The organism is Pseudomonas sp. GW460-LB5 (genome assembly GCF_059423245.1).
In genome coordinates this window covers 1-18,601 of record NZ_JBWKXT010000060.1, presented here as the reverse complement: position 1 = coordinate 18,601, position 18,601 = coordinate 1, and the positions used below count along the sequence as shown (strand labels likewise).

Sequence of the window (18,601 nt, the reverse complement as noted above, 5' to 3'; positions counted from 1 at the left end):
CACTGCCGCGACATCAGTAGATTGCCAAACCATGCACAGAAAACACATGATCCTTGCCGTCCTGGTTACAGCCCTATGGGGCCTCAACTTCCCGCTCACAAAACTGGGTTTGGCCCACATAGACCCACTCCTGCTCACAGGCTTACGCTTCGCACTGTGCGCATTGCCGTGGGTGTTTTTTGTGAAGCGCCCGAAGGTCGCTGTCCATTGGCTAGCTGCATATGGCCTGATCTTTGGCGTAGCGATGTGGGCACTGATCAATCTCGGGATCGCCATGGGGGTGCCAGCCGGCAGCGCCTCGCTACTGATTCAGTTCAGTGCATTTTTTACCCTGGCGTGGGGCTGTTTACTGTTTCGCGAACGCCTGACCAGCACCCAATTGGTCGGCATCGCGCTGGCGGCAACAGGGTTGGTTGGCATTCTGGCAGTAAGCCCCGGCAAAACCACGACCACAGGTTTGCTGCTGCTCTTGATCAGCGCGCTAGCCTGGAGCATCGGCAACGTCATCATCAAGCTGTCAAAGGTGAAGGAGATCTTTGCCTTTGTCATATGGGCCAGCCTTTTCGCGCCAATACCTTTGCTGTCGCTGGCCTGGTGGCTGCATGGCACAGCCGCGTTCGTGGCACTGGCAGCGCAGGCGAATGCCGTCGTGGTCTTTTGCCTGTTATTCCAGGTGTATGCCGCAACACACTTCTGCTACTGGGGATGGAATTACCTGTTGCGCGAATACCCAGTGTCCAGGGTAGCGCCGCTTTCGCTGCTGATTCCGGTTTTCGGCATCGCCAGCTCAGCCTTGATCGTGGATGAGGTGCCTAGCGGGTGGGAGTGGCTGTGTATTGCCCTGATCTTATCGGCGCTGGCGGTCGGCATGAAGCCAGGGCGAGCGGTACTGGGCAGCAAACCGGTGGCTGCTGTTCACTAGCGTGTCGCGAAAGGGCTGCATGGCAGCCCCTTCGCGCCATTGGATCAGTCAGCCAGACGCCAGGTAGTAGAGCCTTTGCTGTCTTCCAGTACCACACCCATGGCGGTCAGCTGGTCGCGAATACGGTCCGACTCAGCCCAGTTCTTGTCTGTACGCGCCTGCAGGCGCGCCTGGATCAAGCCCTCGACCTCGGCAGCATCGACCTTGCCTTCGGCACCCGCACGCAGGAAGTCATCGGCTTCCAGTTGCAGCACACCCAGCACTTCACCCAACTCGCGCAGGCGGCCAGCCAGGCCGGCAGCAGCGTCTGGGTCGCTGTCGCGCAGGCGGTTGATCTCGCGCACCAGGTCGAACAGTACGGCGCAGGCTTCGGGGGTACCGAAGTCGTCGTTCATCGCCACACTGAAACGCTCGACAAACGCTTCGCCGCCCTTGGCGGCCACCCGTGGCAAGCCGCGCAGGGCGTGGTAGAAGCGCTCCAGCGCACCCTTGGCGTCGCGCAGGCTGTCTTCGGAGTAGTTGATCGCGCTGCGGTAGTGGCTGGCCACCAGCAGGTAGCGCACCACTTCTGGGTGGTACTTCTCGAGCACATCGCGGATGGTGAAGAAGTTGTTCAACGACTTCGACATCTTCTCGCCGTTGATCCGGATCATGCCACAGTGCATCCAGGCGTTGGCGTACTGCTTGCCAGTGGCCGCCTCGCTCTGGGCAATCTCGTTCTCGTGGTGCGGGAATTCCAGGTCGCTGCCGCCGCCGTGAATGTCGAAGCTCTCACCCAGGCAGCAGGTGGACATCACCGAGCACTCGATGTGCCAGCCCGGACGGCCCGGGCCCCATGGCGATTCCCAGCTCGGTTCGCCCGGCTTGACGCCCTTCCATAGCACGAAGTCCAGTGGGTCCTGCTTGGCTTCGTCGACCTCGATGCGTGCACCGATGCGCAGGTCTTCGATTTTCTTGCGCGACAGCTTGCCGTAGCCGACGAACTTGCCGACGCGGTAGTACACGTCGCCGTTGCCCGGGGCATAGGCGTAACCCTTGTCGATCAGGGTCTGGATCATCGCGTGCATGCCGGCGATATGGTCGGTGGCACGCGGCTCCTGGTCTGGCGGCAGGATGTTCAGGCGGCGCTCGTCTTCATGCATCGCATCGATCATACGAGCAGTCAGGGCTTCGAAGCTTTCACCGTTCTCGTTGGCGCGGTTGATGATCTTGTCATCGATATCGGTGATGTTGCGCACATAAGTCAGCTCGTAGCCGCTCTTGCGCAGCCAGCGGGTGACCAGGTCGAAGGCCACCATGCTGCGGCCATGGCCCAGGTGGCAGTAGTCGTATACGGTCATGCCGCACACGTACATGCGCACCTTGTTGCCATCCAGCGGCTTGAAGGTTTCCTTCGCTTTGCTCAGGGTGTTGTAAATGGTAAGCACGGCGTTTCCTCAGCTGCCCCAGGAGTCACGCAGGGTGACAGTGCGGTTGAACACCGGGCGGCCCGGCTGGCTGTCTTTCAGGTCGGCGCAGAAGTAGCCTTCGCGCTCGAACTGGAAACGGTCCTCAGGCTGCGCCTGGGCCAGCGAAGGCTCGGCACGGCAACCGCTGAGCACTTGCAGCGAGTCTGGGTTGATGTTGTCCAGGAAGCTGCCGCCCTCCTCGGTCTTTTCCGGGTTCGGCGAGCGGAACAGGCGGTCGTACAGGCGCACTTCGCACTCGACGCTGCCCTCGGCCGGCACCCAGTGGATCACGCCCTTGACCTTGCGGCCTTCAGGGTTCTTGCCCAGGGTGTCCGGGTCGTACGAGCAACGCAGCTCGACGATAGTGCCGTCGGCGTCCTTGATGGCCTCGTCGGCGCGGATCACGTAGCTCCCGCGCAGGCGCACTTCACCGGCCGGCTCCAGGCGCTTGTAGCCCTTCGGCGGCTCTTCCATGAAGTCATCGCGGTCGATGTACAGCTCGCGTGCGAACGGCAGCACACGCACGCCCATGTCTTCTTTAGGGTGGCGCGGCAGCTCAAGTTGCTCCACCTGGCCTTCCGGGTAGTTGGTGATGACCACTTTCAGCGGGCGCAGTACGCACATGGCGCGCGGTGCGGTGCGGTCCAGGTCGTCACGGATGCTGAATTCGAGCATCGACATGTCGACCACGCCGTCGGAGCGGTTGGTGCCGATCATTTCGCAGAAGTTGCGGATCGAAGCCGGGGTGTAGCCACGGCGACGGAAGCCGGACAGGGTCGACATGCGCGGGTCGTCCCAGGCGTCGACGTGCTTTTCGTCAACCAGCTGCTTGAGCTTGCGCTTGGACGTGATGGTGTAGTTCAGGTTCAGGCGGCTGAACTCGTACTGGCGCGGGTGCGCCGGCACGGGCAGGTTGTCGAGGAACCAGTCGTACAGCGGACGATGCCCTTCGAACTCCAGGGTGCAGATCGAGTGGGTGATGCCCTCGATGGCGTCCGACTGGCCGTGGGTGAAGTCGTAGTTGGGGTAGATGCACCATTTGTCACCGGTCTGGTGATGGTGGGCATGGCGGATGCGATACAGGATCGGGTCGCGCAGGTTCATGTTTGGCGAAGCCATGTCGATCTTCGCCCGCAGCACGCGCTCGCCGTCCTTGAACTCGCCGGCCTTCATGCGGGCGAACAGGTCGAGGTTTTCTTCCACGCTACGCTCGCGGAACGGGCTGTTCTTGCCCGGCTCCTTGAGATTGCCGCGGTATTCCTTGGCTTGATCAGGGGTCAGGTCGCAGACATAGGCCTTGCCACGCTTGATCAGCTCGAGCGCCCATTCGTGCAGCTGGTCGAAGTAGCTGGACGCATAACGCACGTCGCCGGCCCAGTCGAAGCCCAGCCATTTGACGTCGCTCTGAATGGCGTCGATGTATTCCTGGTCTTCCTTGGCCGGGTTGGTGTCATCGAAACGCAGGTGGCAGACGCCCCCGAATTCCTTGGCCAGGCCGAAGTTGACACAGATCGACTTGGCATGACCGATGTGCAGGTAGCCGTTGGGCTCCGGCGGGAAGCGGGTGACGATGCTGCTGTGCTTGCCCGAGTCCAGGTCGGCCTGGATGATCGGCCGCAGGAAGTTCGCAGGGACAGCGGGGGCGCCTTTGGCAGCGGCGTTGGGCGCGTTGTCGGCAGTGGGCTTGCTCATAGGATCCTTGAATGCACGTGTCCGGCCTGGGTAGGCCGATTGAAACAAAGGGCCTATCATAGCCGAAGCAGTCAAGCTGCTGACAGTCGGGCCCGGACAAACTGGCGTGATTTATCACGGCTTTTTGCCGCAGCCTGGCAAAATGGCCAGTGCGCGCCATGTGTCGTGATCGCCTGAACATGCGTCAGGTGATAACCGGCGCCCTGCGCACCCTAATTCCCGATTGCCTTGAAAAAGCGAGTTTCAGCATGTCCAAAGTCAAACTGACCACCAACCACGGCGACATCGTCATTGAACTGAACGCTGAAAAAGCCCCGATTACCGTGGCCAACTTCATCGAATACGTCAACGCAGGCCACTACACCAACACCGTGTTCCACCGCGTGATCAAGGGCTTCATGATTCAGGGCGGCGGTTTCGAGCCAGGCATGAACGAAAAGCGCGACAAGCGTGCCAGCATCCAGAACGAAGCTGACAACGGCCTGAAAAACGCCAAGTACACCATCGCCATGGCTCGCACCATGGAGCCGCACTCTGCTTCGGCGCAGTTCTTCATCAATGCCTCGGACAACGACTTCCTCAACCACAGCGGCAAGAACGTACAGGGCTGGGGCTACGCGGTATTCGGTGAAGTGATTGAAGGCCGTGAAGTGGTTGATGCCATCGAGAAGGTCGCCACCGGTTCCAAGGCTGGCCACCAGGACGTACCAAAAGAAGACGTGATCATCGAGAAAGCCGAGATCATTGGGTGATACTGCTGATCTCCGATCTGCATTTGCAAGAAGAGCGCCCGGACATTTCCCGGGCGTTTCTTGATCTGCTCGACGGCCGTGCCCGCCACGCCAAGGCGTTGTACATCCTGGGCGACTTCTTCGAAGCGTGGATTGGCGACGATGCCATGACGCCCTTTCAGCAGTCGATCTGCCAAGCCATGCGCCGGCTGAGCGACAGCGGTACAGCCATCTTCCTGATGCATGGCAACCGTGACTTCCTGATTGGCCAGGCTTTCTGCGACGCTGCGGGCTGCACGTTGTTGAGCGACCCCAGTGTGATCGAGCTGGGCGGTGAACAGGTGCTGCTGATGCATGGCGACACCTTGTGCACCCGCGACCTGGGTTACATGAAAATGCGCCGCTTGCTGCGCAACCCGCTGAGCTTGTGGGTCTTGCGTCACCTGCCGCTGTCAGCCCGCTACAAGCTTGCGCGCAAACTGCGCAGCGAAAGCAGCACGCAAGTGCGGATGAAGTCCACCGAAATTGTCGACGTCACACCGGAGGAAGTACCCAAGGTGATGGCGGCGCATGGCGTGCGCACGCTGGTGCATGGCCATACCCACCGGCCAGCGATTCACAAGCTGGTGGTTGATGGGGAACCGGCACGGCGCATCGTGTTGGGCGACTGGGACCGCCGCGGCTGGGCCTTGCAAGTAGATGAGCAAGGGTTTCAGCTGGCGCCGTTCGAGTTTGCCTGACATTACAGGACTGGCAGTACCGGCCCTTTCGCGGGCAAGCCCGCTCCCACCGGCACACCACAAGTATGAAAATCTGTGGCGTACCTGTGGGAGCGGGCTTGCCCGCGAAGAGGCCAGAATGCCTTACTGCTGAACCACCGCCCCTTTGTCCCGCTCACTGATCACCACTTCCCGGTACTCCGGGTCTGCCTTGATCTGCGCCTCGGTAAACGGAATCACCGCCAGTTGCTTGGCCGCAAATGCCTTGGTCTGGTCACTGGCATGGGCTGAAGCCGCTTCGCTCGACTGGGAGAATGCCAATAACCCACGAGCCTCTGGCCCTTTGTCGGTGAAGCTGACCAGTTGCAGGTAGCTGGTACCGCTGACCACCAACCGCTTGCCCTGCCCGTGCGGCACACTGTACATCGCGTTGTACACGCCCAGAGCCTGCGGACCACCGGGTACCGGCGTGCCATCGAGCGACTGCTGCACCTGCCCCCAACGCGTCCCCTCCGCGACACCGCTGTCGTTCACCTGCTTGAGCGACGCCAGTGCCGCGTCATGCACCCGTTTGCGCACGGCCGCCTGCTCCACCGCCAGACCACGGGGCGTGTGCTGCGGGTCTGCCGGGTCAAAGGCCACACGCCAGCTTTCCGGGTGCTCGGCCAGGGCAGTGAACAGGTTCTGGAAATGCACCAGACCAATGCCACTGTCGAGGTCGGCCTTGCCATTCCAGGCAGCCAGGCTGCTGCACACGGCCTGTACCTCTATGGCGGCGCCCTGGCACCATTGCAGCAGGTCTGGCAGCACCAGGCTGGCCAGGTAAACCTCGTCGTCGGTCACCATGCGCTGCAAGTCATCAACGCTCAGCCTTGCCGTGCCCTGCAGGCGCTGCAGGGCGAAACGGCCGCGCATGCCCAGCGGCTGGTCACTGCGGCTGATCAAGGGTGAATAGCCGGTCAGCGGCTGCGCCGGGTTGGCCAACCAGGCCGGGTCGTTGGAGTTCTGCACGAAGTCCTCGCGTTCAAGGCTCGGCAGCAGTCGCGCCGGGAAGATTCCCGGTTGCGCAGCGTTCGCGTCGATCTTCCATTGGCAGGCGCTACGCGAGCCGTCCAGCACCACTACGGGCCCCTGCCCTTGCGGGGTGCTGCAAGCGCCGAGCAGTTGCTGATCCACATATGGCACCACCGATTGGTTCAGGTACAACGCCCGCCCCCCTGGGTCCACGGCCAGGGTGTTGACCCAAGGGATACCCTGCAACTGCTCGACCGAGCCTTTCAACGCTGCCAGGTTATCGGCACGATTGATCTGGTACCACTGTTGCAGCACCCGGGTGTTGTCGAGGTTGGCGTCACGCAAGCTGTAGGCCACATGCGCATCCCAATCCAGGCGCCCGGGCCATTGCACCACCGGGCCGAATTGCGAACTGTAGACCTGCCGCTCCACCTGACCGAGGCTGCCATCCTCAGCCTTGACGGCAACGCTGATGGTTTGCCGGGCCAATGGCAGCGACTTGCCATCCAGCAGGTAGCGGGTCGGGTCCTTGGGGTCGAGCTGCAGCCGGTACAAAGTGAAGTGTTTGGACGTGTCGACGGTATGCGTCCAGGCCAGGTGCCTGTTGAAACCAATGTTGACCACCGGCAGGCCCGGCAATGCCGCGCCCATCACATCGAGCTGGCCGGGAATGGTCAACTGCATCTGGTAGAAGCGCATGCCGCCCATCCACGGGAAATGCGGGTTGGCCAGCAACAGGCCACGGCCATTGGCCGAACGCTGTGCCCCGACCGCCACCGCATTACTACCGCGCTCCGTGGCAAAGCGCGCTTGCCACGCCAGCGCAGCGGCGAAGCCTGCCGGCGCCTGCTGGCGAGCCTGTGCAGGGGGTTGCGCGCCTGCCAGCGCCTCGACGAACTGCCCGACGCCACCCTCGGCCAACAGGCGACGGGTCAGCTTGACCAGGTCCTGGCTGGTGATCGGTCGCAACCACTCACCGTTACCGCATTCGGCGGGTAGCCCCCCGCGGCGGCGCTCGGCCAGCGCCCGGTTGTAGCCGCTGGCATAACCCGCCAGCAATGCTTGCACCTGCGCCGGCTGCGCCTGCAGGAACGTATCGACCGCCACTGGGCTGTTGAGCCAAGTGAAAAACACGTCGCTGGCCAGGTTGTCACGCTGCTCCAGGGTCTTGCCGTTGGCACCAAAATGGCGTGAGCGCTCACCACTGACGGTCAGCACCTCGTTGGCCAGCAGGCACAGGTTGTCCTGGGCATAGGCATAGCCGACGCCATAGCCCAGGCCGCGCTCATCCTTGGCCACGATATGCGGCACCCCGTAACTGGTTCGACGAATCTGCGCGCTGGCATCAGTGGCGGGCTGCGCGTGTACGGCAACGCTCACCGCCAACAGCGCAGCGGCCAGGCCTGCGCACGCCATGGGATGGGAAAGTGGAAACACGGGCACTCCTCGGGTTCGGGCTCTATCCCGATCAGACGAATGGCCAGATGAAAATTTTACGTGTTACCGGGCAATGGAACGTCTTGAAGAAGAACACCATTTTTTTTACGGGTGGGTTGCAGTTTTTGCGTTCTCATTCGTCCTAGTTAGTGAGGCAACCACATTTCGGGTTCGTCCACGAAAAGGAGCATTCACATGTACAACCCGCAACCCTCGACCCAGGCCGGGCGCGTCCCAGGCAAAGCGCCCAACGGACAGGACGTTTTTTCTGAAGAACGCATCGGCAACGAACAGATCCGCGAGCTCCTGCGTACTTTCGGTCTGCGTACCAGCCTGATCCGGCTCAAGGTGATCGATGCCCTGCACACCGCCGACCGCAATGGCCGCAGCATTGGCGTACGCGGCGTGCACGCACAACTGGAACAACTGGACATACCGCTGTCGTTCCTCAGCGTGCGTGAAGTGCTAAAGCGGCTGTGCACCGAAGGTGTCATCGAGTTGGGCAACGACAAGTGCTATAGCCTCAACGCCCAGGCGCGCGCCGTACTGGAGCAGGCATCCTCGCGTTAAGCGCATGGCCGGCCACACTTGGCCGGCCCGCAGGGGTCAGGGTTTGACCTTGCGCCGCAGGATGCCGTTGATCACCACGACCACCACAGCGATGGCGATGGCCAGCATCTGAAAGGTCTGCTCACTGATCGTGCCCTGCTTCTGCAGGTGGGACAGGCCCAGCATCAGGCCTAGTACCACCAGGATGATCAGAAGGGAATATTTAAGGCGCTGCACGTGTGTCATCGAAAGTTCCTTGCAACATCAGGGGCAAATGGCTCGCAACGAGCCGCGCCAATGATACAACGCCCACAGGGCCCGGCGCTGCATTTCCTGCTGGGTAGGGTGGCGACTGCCTGAAAGCATGGGGCTTCAAGCACCCATGCCGGAGGCACCATGTACAAACCCCTGCTGTTCGCGTCCCTGATTCTGACCCCGCTTTCCCTTCACGCGCTGGACACCCGCGAAGTAAAGGCGGCGCAACTGCTTGAGCTTGGCCGCGACCTGGAGCGCCATGCCGGCGCCAGCCAGTGGCAACAACTGTGGCAGCGCGTGCGCCAGGCCGGCTACCTGCAGGCTCAAGGCGCGCCGCTGCACTTCAGCGCCCCCATGGCCCTGTTGCCTGAACTGGCGCGGCTGACCTTGGCCCAAGCCGATCATGTGCAACCGCTGCACCAGACCCAGGCGCTGTATCGCCGCAGTTTTTCCGACACGGTCATCGGTCAGCGCGGCGGCCAGCCACTGCATGCCTTGTGCCTGGTGGTCGACTGGCGGACGCTGCCAGAAAGCATGCTCGCCTCCCCCCAGGCCTACCTGCGCAGCGCCAGCCTGCTGAGCAGTTACCCCTGCAACTGAGGGTACCCCGCCCCATCACTCGATGAGCGTAGCGCCCTTATGGGTAATCAACCGCCACAGCCACATGCTGAAGACACGTCCTACACCGCAGGATATCGCTGCCTGCAATCCCTGTTCACCGAGGCTACAAACCGCACCCCATATGTCGCCTAGCGACGCGCGGTGGCTGTCACACAGAATTTGCTCACACCGTCGACATAACGCCGCTGGTGATCGGGTCGCACATCCCCCCATCCAGAAGGAGCGCCATATGGAATTACCAGACTTGAGCCTCATCGATATCAGCCAACTGCCCCATTCGCTGCAGGCCCTGGTCGACTGTATCGGCATCGACAACGCCTACCAGTTGACCTGCGCCTACGGCGGCAGGCCCAAATACATCCCCAAGTACCGCGAACGCACCAAGCTGGCCGACGTGCTGCCAGCCGAGGCGCTCGACGCATTGATCAAACGCTTTGCCGGGGTAGCCCTGGAAATCCCCAAGGCTGACCACTTTCTGCGCCAGTTGCGTAACCAGCAGATCCAGAAGGAAAGCGCCGATGGCCTTTCACGCAGCCTGCTGGCGAACAAGTACGGTCTAAGCTTGCGTCAGATCGGCAACATCCGCCGTCAGGAGAACTACGCCCGCTGACGGCCAACCCGTTAGGCCGCCACAGGTGGCCACTTTTCCCTTCAACAACAAGAGCAATCAAGCATGTCGATAGACAACAGCCTCATCGGATCCGTGATCAACGCCTTGCCAATGGATCGCATGATCGCAGGTCCCCTGCAGGCCATGGTCCAGGCACAGGTTACTGCGAGCAAGTCATACGCCGACTTCCTGATGCAGGTGTGCGTGCAGGACGGCAAGGCCGTCGCCATCCAGTTCGACTACGACGAAACCATCGTCGACGAACAGGGTGAATACAAAGGTGTGGTCAGCAAGACCATGAAGGTGCCGCTGCTTGCGGCCATCACGCACCCGAACATTTCCATCGAGGAAGGCAATGTCGAGTTCGAACTGGTCATCAACCAGATGTCGGAAGACACTTCCAGCAAGGACATGAGTGCCGATCTGACCGGCTCTTTGGGCTGGGGGCCATTCAGGCTGAATGTGAAAGGCAGCGTCAGCCATAAGTCCACACAAACCCGCAAGACCGACACCCGCGCCCGCTACGCCTTCAATACCACGCTCAAGCGCCAGGAGCCGCCTGAAGCAATGATGAGGGTGATCGAGTTCCTGACCGATGCGGCAACCAAGCCAACGGTGGTCAGAACCGCCGAACTGAAAAGCCAGGACGAGATTTCCCAGGCCGATACCTTGAAAGGTCCTGCTGCCGATGTAACTACCGGTACTGCTTGAGACGCTCCCTGCCCCGCAAAACAGCCCCCCTGGCCAGCGCCGGGGGGCACACCTGGCCTGAGGAGTCGAACCCATGAACAAGCCCCCTGCCCCGATGACCTCCATTGACCTGCGTGAGATCACCCGTGGCCTGCAAGAAGCCGCCAGCGCCACCAACAGCCTGATTGCACAACAGTACATCAACCTGTTCGACCAGTTCTTCGAGTGCGACAGCGACGCCTTGGGCGCCCCCATGAAAGCCAAGATGGTCGAGGTGGCCATGGATGGGCAACACATCATGCGCGTCCCCCTGTTTGCCTTGGTATCGCCCAAGGGCCTGGCCCTGGAGCGAATGCAGGTCGACCTCTCGGTACGGGTTAAAGGGACCGAAGCGCAACAGGCACTGCAGACCGCAAGCGAGAACAAGACTGCAAGCTTCAAGGTCACCATCGGCGGTCAAGGCCGTCAGGGCGAAAGCCGTGACCCTGACGAAGTACAGATCCGCATGCAGTTCCAGGCCAGCGAACCGCCGGAAGCCCTGAACCGGCTGATAGACGAATACACCAACCTGATCGTCCCGGTACGTGCCCCTGATCCGCAGCCCTCACCCGATACCAATGAATTTATCGAGGCGGCCACCGTCCGTTGACGGCCGCCCCGGCACCGCTTCAGAAATCGCGCTTGTAGAAGATGTCCAGTGAGCTGGCCAGCCCGCTGGCGGCTTCCAGGTACACCTTCTTGCTCAGCTTGTAACGCAACGCGATGGTGTTGGCGGGTTCGAACACACCCACGCCGTAACGCAGGCTCAGCTTCTCGGTGATGTTGCCGCTGGCGACCACGCTGGTGGTGTTGCCCGAGCCTTCGGTGTCCAGCTGGAAGTCGTCGATGCCCAGGCTCGATGCCAGGCTGCCGGTGATGCCGGCGCTGCCAGCCAGCCCCAGGCCCAACGCTGCCTCGGCAAGCATGTTGTTGTCCTCGCCAGCGTTGCCCAGAGGCCGCCCCAGCACGAGGTACGACAGCGCCTGCTCCTGGCTCATGGCCGGTTCCGAAAACACCTTGGTCGTGGGTTGCTCGGCACTGCCGCTCAGGCGGATACCGGCAATCACGTCATCGACCGTGCGTATGGCTTCGATGTCCAGGTAGGGCTGATCGATCGGGCCGGCAAACAGCAAGCGCGCGCGGCGGATGGTCAGGCGCTGGCCGTAGGCACGGTAACGGCCGTCGGCCAGGCTCAGCTCGCCACGGGTATCGAGGTTGTCGCCTATATGTACGTGGCCGAGCAGGTTGGCAGTGAGCCCAAAGCCGCTGAACGACAACTTGTCGCGGCCCACTTCGACATCGATGTCCATGGCCATCGCCATGGGCGGTTTGCCCTCTTCGGTCTGATGACCAACGATTACCGTGTCATCCGATACCTTCACGGTTGACGGCGGCAGTTCACGCACGGTGATCTTGCCTTTGGGTACCTGCACCTTGCCGGTAACCGCCAGTTTGTCGTCGATCAGGCGCAAGGTCAGGTCCGGGGCGACCTCCAGCGTTGCATAGGGCTCAACCGTGACTGGCAGTTGCTGGCCTTGCAGGCGCAGGTCCATGCCCAGCGCCTGGCCCCACGTGAGGTTGCCACTCAACTGGCCCCGCCCTGCATCGCCGCTGCGCCAGTTGCCATTGAGTTGCACCTGCTCGCCGGCGATCAGTGCCTGCAACGACAGGTCCTCAAGGCTGGCCGGCAACTCGGCGCCACTCACTTCACCGCCGCTGAGCATCAGGTTGCCGTTGACCTGTGGTGTCAGCAAGGTCCCTGAAAGCCGGCCACTGCCGTTGAGCTGCCCGGCCAGGCGTTCGACCATCGGCACGAACGGGCGCGCCACTGACAGGTCCAGCCCGGCTAGGCGGAAATCACCTGACAACGGCTTGTTCTTGCCCAGCGGGTCGAGGCGCGTATTGACGTTGAGCTCGCCCAGGCGCTCTCCACGGAAGGCCAGGCGGGTATCGATACGCCGTGGCGCCAACGTGCTGTCGACACGCAGGGCCTGATAGGGGAAATCGACCCAACGGCCCTTGTCGCGCACACGCAGCGTGCCGCCACTGGCATCAATGACAATGGTGCCTTTGGGGCCGCTGGCCGGGATGTCCAGATTGATATCCGCATTGAGCAGGCCCTGCCAGGCGAAGTCTTTTGGCAGCCACTGTGCAAGGCTGTCCAGCGGGAACTGCTTGAGGTGGTAACGCAAGCGCGGCTCGGGCGCCAGCCGCTGGTCGTCACCACAAAGGCTGGCCTGGCCAGAGCGCCAGCAATGGGCACCGAAGTCCAGCTGGCCGCTGGCCAGGCGCTGCAGGCGTGCCGGCGATTGCAGCCGCCAATCCTGGCCACCGGCCTGGATACGCCCACTCGCGAGGCGGCCACGCCAGTCACCCTTGCTCAACTGGCCATCCAGACCGAGGTCAAGCTTGAGCTGCGGGCCATCCAGCGCCAGGGTCAAGGCTTGCTGGCGAATGTCGCCTTTGCCGTTGGCCTGCAGCGTGCCCAATGCCGTGTCGCCCAGGTGAATGCCAGTGGCCTTTAGCTCGATCACACCGCGCTGGGCGTTGTCCAGGCGGGCATCCAGGTCCAGCTGTTGCAGCCGGTTTTCGGCCTGGGCCAAGCGCTGGCCCTGCAAGGTCAGCGTGCCTTGCGGAGCCTGCAAGGTGCCGGCAACATCCAGCCGGCCCTTGACCTGGCCCTGCAGCCTTGGCCACAGCTGGCCCAGGCGCGGCAGGTCAAGGTCGATTCGCCCGGCCAGGCGCTGCTGCAAGCTGCCACTGCCGTTGATACGGTTGTCACCCAGCTGGATCGCCAGGGCGCCGAGGGTCCAGCTCTGCCCTGCCCCCTGCGCTTCGGCCTTGAGCACTGCCGGCTGGCCGCGCAGGCGGCCTTTGAGGTCAAGTTGGGCATCAAGGGTGAGCACCTCGCCCTTCATCTCGCCTTTGCTGCGCAGCGGCCCCGCCAAGGTGCCCGGCAGCTCCGCCAGCCAATACGCCGGGTCGAGCGCCGAAAGCTGCAAGTCGACATCCCAAGCCAAAGTGTCGGCAAAACGCACGGCCACACTGCCGGCAGCCTTGCCTTGCCCGGCGGTCAGCGCCGGTTGCGGCAGTTTCACCTGGGTCAGGTCACCTTCGAACGGGCTGGCCAGGCTGAACGCCCCTGCCGGGCCGTCCAGGTCGCCTTTGAAGGTGCCCTGGTAATTGCCATCGCGATAATGCACCTGGGTACTGAAGCGCTTGAGGGTGACCTCGGGCGGCGCCTCCAGCGGGTACAGCCGCAACCACGGGAAGTCCTGCCAGTCCAGCTGCGCATCGGCGGTCAGGCCTTGCTGCCAGTCGGTCGTGGCCTGCAGTTTCACGCGCTGGGTGTCGCTGGCAGTCAGGTCAAGGGCATCGAGCCTGGCGCCTTTGCTGTCGACCAACCCGGACAGCGCCAACGCGATCGGCGACTGTTCAGCCGGCAGGTTGGCCGTTCCCGACAGTTGATAGCCCTTGAACAGATCGCCCTTGGCATCAAGCACGAGCTGATTCAACTGCAACGTATCGGGCAACGAGCCCGCCGGTTTGAACGCCTCTGAACGAATCTGCAGGGTCGCCGGCAGATGCTCGGCCAACGCTTGCAACTGCCCGCTCAGCGTGGCGTCGAGATAACCACGGCTGGTGCCGGCAAGTTTCAGGGTCTTTTGTAATTCTCCGGTTGCCGTCAGCGCCAGCTGCCAGGCTTTGCCGTCTACGGCGGGCAGTTGCAGCTGCCCCTGGAGTTGCAATGGCCAGTCACCTTCGGGCTGCAGGTCGCCCTGCAGGTCCAGTTGCAGCTCATCGCGCTGCAGGTGCAGGCTGTCGATGTGCATCCCGGTGCCGGTCCAGTGCGCCGCCAGTTGCAGATCACCCAGCAGGTCGCTGCCATCCAGCCGCAGCTGGCCGACCTTGACTTCGCCCAGCTCGATGGCCAGCGGCAAGCGCAGCGCTGGCAACTGCAGCGGGCCGCTGTCGGCCGGCTCGGCACTTGGCGCAAAGGCCATGTCAATGCGTTGTGCCTGCAACTGGTCGATGCACAGAGTGGCGCGCATCAGACAGGCAGGCGACCAGGCGAATAGCGGTGCCTGCACCTCTACCGTATTGCCACCATCGGCCCAGCGCAGCACGCTGGCCTGCCAGCTGCCCGCCAAGCGGCCCTGGAAATCAGCCACCTCAAGCCCTGGCACTTTGCCCAGCGTCCAGCGGCTGCCCGCTTCGGTACCCAGCAACAGGCCCAGCCCTACGCCCAGGCTCGCGACCACACCTAGCAGGCCCAGCAGAATGTACTTGATCACGCGTTTCACAACTCAGGCCCCATGGAAAAGTGCAGGCGAATGCCCCCTTCGTCATCCAGCGCCTTGGCCAGGTCGAGTCGCAACGGCCCGACCGGCGATACCCAGCGCACACCAAAACCGACACCGGTCTTTAGGCTGGGTAGCTCAAGGTTGTTGAACGAGTTCCCCTGATCGACAAACGTCGCGATCCGCCACTTTTCAGTCAGCGAATACTGGTACTCGACACTGCCGGCTACCAGGTAGCGCCCGCCGATGCGGTCGCCATCGCTGTTCTTCGGTGACAGGGTCTGGTAGTCATAGCCACGCACGCTCTGGTCGCCACCGGCGAAGAAGCGCAGCGACGGCGGAATGTTGTTCTTGAAGCCGTTGGTGGCACTGCCACCGAACTGCACGCGCCCCAGAAGGCGGTGGTTGTGGCCAAGCGTGGTCAAGCCCTTGAGCAGTACGTTGCCGTGCAACAGGTTGGTGTCGGAAACCAGCCCTTCCTTGGCCCCTTGTACATCGAACTGCAGGCGGTAGCCGTTGTGCGGATCGATGCGATTGTCACTGCGCAGAAACGAATAGCTCACGCCAGGCATCAGCAGGTTGCTCAGCCCGGAATCGTCACCCAGGCGATACTCCTCGCGCTGGTACTTGAGCGAAATGACCCGCTGCCAGCCGCTGGGCAGCTTGCTGTGCCACTCTGGGCCCACTGTCAGCAGTTTGCTGAGTGTATCGGTACCTGCCAGCTCCTCGTTCTGGTAACCACCGGCAAAGCGCAGCTTGTCGGTCAGTGGCGGGTCGAGGGGGATGTCATACCACAGGCCAACGTTCTGTCGGGGGGCGGACAGCTCGGTTTCCCAACCGTAACTGTGGCCCTGCGGGTTGACCCAATGGCGGGTCCAGTTGGCCTTGCCACGCGGACCGACGTCGGTCGAGAAGCCCAGACCCAGCCCCATGGTGCGTGGTTTGCGGGTTTCCAGGCGGACATCCACCGGGATTTCTTCACCCACGGCAGCAGTGGGCGCCGCATCCACCCGTACGCCTTCGAAATAGCCGCTCGATTGCAGGTCATTGTTCAGTTCGGCGATCAGTTCCGAGTCGTAGGGCGTGCCTGGCTTGAACGACACCATGCGCTGCAGCAGGTCGTCGTCCAGCGGCGTGTCGCCGCCGAAGGTGACGGCGCCCAGGTGATAGCGCGGGCCACTCTGGTAGACCAGTTCGATATCGGCCACACCGGCCTGCGGGTCGACCGCAAGGCGCTGACGGCTGAAGCGGCCGCTGAAAAAGCCGTAGCGCGACGCCTGGTTCTGGATCAGCCGCTTGGCATCTTCGTAATGGCCGTGGTTGAGCTGTTCGCCTGCGCGCAGCGCCCGGCTGTCGGGCATGCGAAAGGCCTTCATTTCGCTGGCCGGGCCTTCGATACGCACGGTCACGTTGCGCAGGCGAATCGGCTCGCCCGGGTTGATGCTGATGACCAGTTGCGGGGAATGGTCTGCATCTCTGGGCGGCTTGACCTCGCTGTCGATCTGCGCCTGGTAGTAGCCAAGTGCCTGCGCGGCTTTGCGCGCCTGCTCCTCTGCCCCGCGACTGAAGCGTAACAATGCTTCTTCATCGCGGTCACCAAGGGTGCCTATATAGCCTTCGACATTGGCCTTGAGCGCCTTGTTGGCTGGTTTTACCTTCACCAGCAACTCGCTCTGGCCCCATGCTGCGAAACTGGCGGCCCAGAAAACCAGGCCCCAGGTCAATCTTCCTGAATACGTCATGCGGCAAATGCTACCAGAGCCAGGCGCTCAAGGGAGCCGCCTGGCGGGATGTTCAGGCAAAAGTGGACGTTGAAGAGACTGGATTGGGATGGAAGAACACCCGTTCCCGGATCGGTCCTACAGCGACCTCACCAATTTCTTCATAGCCCTGGCGCTGGTAAAAGGCCAGGTAATGCTCATTGCCGGTGTCGAGCACTACGCCCTGGGTGCCTGGTTGATCCGCGCACCAGTCGTGCACGGCTTGTAACAATTGCTCCCCGTAATGCTTGCCCTGAAATTGCGGATGTACCCCCAGCAGTGGCAACACATGCACCTGATCGGTGGGCAGGCAGGTGGCCAGGGCGGCCTGGTAGTCCATGTAACGCCGCGTGCAGCGCAGGCCAGTGCCGAGGATCATGCGCAGGCGCCAGGCCCAGCTGTCGGCAACGCCCAACCGGCGCACCGGCGGCACGATCAGGGCCATGGCAATCAGGCGGTCGTCCACCAGCAAGCCGATGGCAGGTAATTGCAGGTAGAAATGCTGGCGCACCCATTCGCGCACCATTACCCGCAAGCGTCGCTCATACCCCGGGCGCTGGGCTTCGAAGATATAGGCGAAGGTGGGTTCGTGGCGGTAGGCGTTGTACAGCAGCGAACGCGCTTCGCGGCTATAGCCATCATCAAGCAGGCAGACTTGAGCCGGGGCGGCAGTGGTTTCGGGCATTGCGGGCAGACCTCCTGGAATGGGCGTACATTGCCTTGGAGGTGCACCACCGCGCTTCGTTCACCCCCTACAGCACGTTAGCAGCAGGGGCCGGAGGCCGCCACGCTGGTGATGTGGGGCGATGTCGGCTAGCATCCCGCCTTTTACCGGGATTGTCTTTCCATGAAGATCGTCTGTTTCAACATCAACGGCCTGCGAGCACGCCCGCATCAGCTGGCAGCGCTCATCGAAAAGCACCAGCCGGACGTGATCGGCCTGCAGGAAACCAAGGTCAGCGACGATCAGTTTCCGCTGGCCGACGTGCAGGCGCTGGGTTACCACGTGCACTACCACGGCCAGAAAGGCCACTACGGCGTGGCTCTACTGTCGCGCCAGGCTCCATTGAGCCTGCACAAAGGCTTTGCCACCGATGAAGAAGAGGCCCAGCGCCGCTTCATCTGGGGCACCTTCGCCGATGCAGATGGCAACCCGATCACCATCATGAACGGCTATTTCCCCCAGGGCGAAAGCCGCGACCACCCCACCAAATTCCCGGCCAAGCAGCGTTTCTACAGCGACCTGCAGGCACTGCTGGAAGGCAAGTTCCGCAACGACCAGCCACTACTGGTAATGGGTGACATGAACATCTCGCCGCAGGACTGCGATATCGGCATCGGCCCAGACAATGCCAAGCGCTGGCTGAAGACTGGCAAGTGCAGTTTCCTGCCTGAAGAGCGTGAGTGGATGGAGCGCTTGAAAGGCTGGGGCCTGGTTGACAGCTTCCGCCACCTGCACCCCGACGTGACCGACCGTTTCAGCTGGTTCGACTACCGCAGCCGGGGTTTCGAGGACGATCCCAAACGTGGCCTGCGCATCGACCTGATCATGGCCTCGCAGCACCTGGTGCCGCGCATCAAGGCAGCGGGCGTGGACTATGAACTGCGTGGCATGGAAAAGCCCTCGGACCATGCGCCGATCTGGTTGGAGTTGAGCTGATTCTGGTGTGGGCCCAAGGTACACGCCTTGGGGCTTGTAGTGCCGGTTAGACCGAGCGCCGCGCGGGCGGCGCTCGATCGCACAGGCGCTGAAATTGTTATGGCGAGCACTCACAACCCCAACCGCAACGCCTCCCCCCCCCCCGCCCCCCCC

16 protein-coding genes are annotated in these 18,601 nt (G+C 62.4%); 9 read left to right on the top strand and 7 right to left on the bottom strand.

The window, feature by feature from the left end; genetic code table 11:
- The first annotated feature begins 31 nt into the window (after positions 1–31).
- Positions 32–922 (top strand): EamA family transporter, encoded by an 891-nt coding sequence (locus AC07XM_RS26000; RefSeq protein ID WP_102689221.1) that lies wholly within the window; start codon positions 32–34, stop codon positions 920–922.
- Positions 923–966: 44 nt separating this feature from the next.
- On the opposite strand, the gene cysS is transcribed toward AC07XM_RS26000, so the two are convergent.
- A complete protein-coding gene (cysS, locus tag AC07XM_RS25995) occupies positions 967–2,349 on the bottom strand; it encodes a cysteine--tRNA ligase (protein WP_016486548.1) in 1,383 nt (460 codons plus the stop codon).
- Positions 2,350–2,358: 9 nt separating this feature from the next.
- Positions 2,359–4,062, bottom strand: coding sequence for a glutamine--tRNA ligase/YqeY domain fusion protein (locus AC07XM_RS25990; RefSeq protein ID WP_060516611.1), 1,704 nt, complete (start codon positions 4,060–4,062; stop codon positions 2,359–2,361).
- A 248-nt stretch (positions 4,063–4,310) separates the two neighbouring features.
- Between AC07XM_RS25990 and AC07XM_RS25985 the strand changes: the two genes are divergently transcribed.
- Positions 4,311–4,814: a peptidylprolyl isomerase gene (locus tag AC07XM_RS25985; RefSeq protein ID WP_031311992.1), complete on the top strand. Its 504-nt coding sequence runs from the start codon at positions 4,311–4,313 to the stop codon at positions 4,812–4,814.
- A complete protein-coding gene (locus AC07XM_RS25980; protein WP_016486545.1) occupies positions 4,811–5,533 on the top strand; it encodes a UDP-2,3-diacylglucosamine diphosphatase in 723 nt (240 codons plus the stop codon). The genes AC07XM_RS25985 and AC07XM_RS25980 overlap by 4 nt, the downstream gene beginning before the upstream one ends.
- A 123-nt stretch (positions 5,534–5,656) precedes the next feature.
- On the opposite strand, the gene pvdQ is transcribed toward AC07XM_RS25980, so the two are convergent.
- The gene (pvdQ, locus tag AC07XM_RS25975; RefSeq protein WP_070086507.1) at positions 5,657–7,963 is read right to left on the bottom strand and encodes a bifunctional acylase PvdQ; all 2,307 of its coding nucleotides are present in this window, start codon (positions 7,961–7,963) and stop codon (positions 5,657–5,659) included.
- A gap of 195 nt (positions 7,964–8,158) precedes the next feature.
- Here pvdQ and AC07XM_RS25970 point away from each other — a divergent pair, with 195 nt between their 5' ends.
- A complete protein-coding gene (locus AC07XM_RS25970) occupies positions 8,159–8,533 on the top strand; it encodes a fe2+ zn2+ uptake regulation protein (RefSeq protein WP_016486543.1) in 375 nt (124 codons plus the stop codon).
- A gap of 36 nt (positions 8,534–8,569) precedes the next feature.
- Here AC07XM_RS25970 and AC07XM_RS25965 read toward each other — a convergent pair whose 3' ends face one another.
- On the bottom strand, positions 8,570–8,758 hold the full coding sequence (locus AC07XM_RS25965) for a hypothetical protein (protein WP_003248064.1): 189 nt from the start codon (positions 8,756–8,758) through the stop codon (positions 8,570–8,572).
- A gap of 150 nt (positions 8,759–8,908) precedes the next feature.
- Here AC07XM_RS25965 and AC07XM_RS25960 point away from each other — a divergent pair, with 150 nt between their 5' ends.
- The 4 genes from AC07XM_RS25960 (at position 8,909) to AC07XM_RS25945 (ending at position 11,337) form a co-directional block, all read left to right on the top strand.
- Positions 8,909–9,367, top strand: coding sequence for a hypothetical protein (locus AC07XM_RS25960; protein ID WP_023049269.1), 459 nt, complete (start codon positions 8,909–8,911; stop codon positions 9,365–9,367).
- 250 nt (positions 9,368–9,617) lie between these two features.
- Entirely contained in the window at positions 9,618–9,998 is a 381-nt protein-coding gene (locus AC07XM_RS25955; RefSeq protein ID WP_016486541.1) for a Mor transcription activator family protein, read from the top strand.
- A gap of 63 nt (positions 9,999–10,061) precedes the next feature.
- Positions 10,062–10,709, top strand: coding sequence for a DUF2589 domain-containing protein (locus AC07XM_RS25950; protein WP_016486540.1), 648 nt, complete (start codon positions 10,062–10,064; stop codon positions 10,707–10,709).
- Between the two features lie 73 nt (positions 10,710–10,782).
- A complete protein-coding gene (locus AC07XM_RS25945; protein WP_016486539.1) occupies positions 10,783–11,337 on the top strand; it encodes a DUF2589 domain-containing protein in 555 nt (184 codons plus the stop codon).
- A 19-nt stretch (positions 11,338–11,356) separates the two neighbouring features.
- Here AC07XM_RS25945 and AC07XM_RS25940 read toward each other — a convergent pair whose 3' ends face one another.
- From AC07XM_RS25940 to AC07XM_RS25930, 3 genes are read right to left on the bottom strand one after another with little or no spacing between them, the layout of a single operon-like run.
- On the bottom strand, positions 11,357–15,031 hold the full coding sequence (locus AC07XM_RS25940; protein ID WP_102689220.1) for a translocation/assembly module TamB domain-containing protein: 3,675 nt from the start codon (positions 15,029–15,031) through the stop codon (positions 11,357–11,359).
- Positions 15,028–16,770: an autotransporter assembly complex protein TamA gene (locus tag AC07XM_RS25935; RefSeq protein ID WP_016486537.1), complete on the bottom strand. Its 1,743-nt coding sequence runs from the start codon at positions 16,768–16,770 to the stop codon at positions 15,028–15,030. Before AC07XM_RS25935 ends, AC07XM_RS25940 begins: the two co-directional genes overlap by 4 nt.
- A 52-nt stretch (positions 16,771–16,822) precedes the next feature.
- Entirely contained in the window at positions 16,823–17,473 is a 651-nt protein-coding gene (locus tag AC07XM_RS25930; protein ID WP_016486536.1) for a GNAT family N-acetyltransferase, read from the bottom strand.
- A gap of 162 nt (positions 17,474–17,635) precedes the next feature.
- Between AC07XM_RS25930 and xthA the strand changes: the two genes are divergently transcribed.
- A complete protein-coding gene (gene xthA, locus AC07XM_RS25925) occupies positions 17,636–18,448 on the top strand; it encodes an exodeoxyribonuclease III (RefSeq protein ID WP_102689219.1) in 813 nt (270 codons plus the stop codon).
- The last annotated feature ends 153 nt before the right edge of the window (positions 18,449–18,601 follow it).

Bases quoted from the DNA above. Each gene is read 5' to 3' on its own strand.
- AC07XM_RS25965 (WP_003248064.1), bottom strand. From the start codon at position 8,758: ATGACACACGTGCAGCGCCTTAAATATTCCCTTCTGATCATCCTGGTG.
- AC07XM_RS25950 (WP_016486540.1), top strand. From the start codon at position 10,062: ATGTCGATAGACAACAGCCTCATCGGATCCGTGATCAACGCCTTGCCA.
- AC07XM_RS25990 (WP_060516611.1), bottom strand. From the start codon at position 4,062: ATGAGCAAGCCCACTGCCGACAACGCGCCCAACGCCGCTGCCAAAGGC.
- AC07XM_RS25935 (WP_016486537.1), bottom strand. From the start codon at position 16,770: ATGACGTATTCAGGAAGATTGACCTGGGGCCTGGTTTTCTGGGCCGCC.
- AC07XM_RS25945 (WP_016486539.1), top strand. From the start codon at position 10,783: ATGAACAAGCCCCCTGCCCCGATGACCTCCATTGACCTGCGTGAGATC.
- AC07XM_RS26000 (WP_102689221.1), top strand. From the start codon at position 32: ATGCACAGAAAACACATGATCCTTGCCGTCCTGGTTACAGCCCTATGG.
- AC07XM_RS25955 (WP_016486541.1), top strand. From the start codon at position 9,618: ATGGAATTACCAGACTTGAGCCTCATCGATATCAGCCAACTGCCCCAT.
- AC07XM_RS25960 (WP_023049269.1), top strand. From the start codon at position 8,909: ATGTACAAACCCCTGCTGTTCGCGTCCCTGATTCTGACCCCGCTTTCC.
- xthA (WP_102689219.1), top strand. From the start codon at position 17,636: ATGAAGATCGTCTGTTTCAACATCAACGGCCTGCGAGCACGCCCGCAT.
- AC07XM_RS25970 (WP_016486543.1), top strand. From the start codon at position 8,159: ATGTACAACCCGCAACCCTCGACCCAGGCCGGGCGCGTCCCAGGCAAA.
- AC07XM_RS25930 (WP_016486536.1), bottom strand. From the start codon at position 17,473: ATGCCCGAAACCACTGCCGCCCCGGCTCAAGTCTGCCTGCTTGATGAT.
- AC07XM_RS25985 (WP_031311992.1), top strand. From the start codon at position 4,311: ATGTCCAAAGTCAAACTGACCACCAACCACGGCGACATCGTCATTGAA.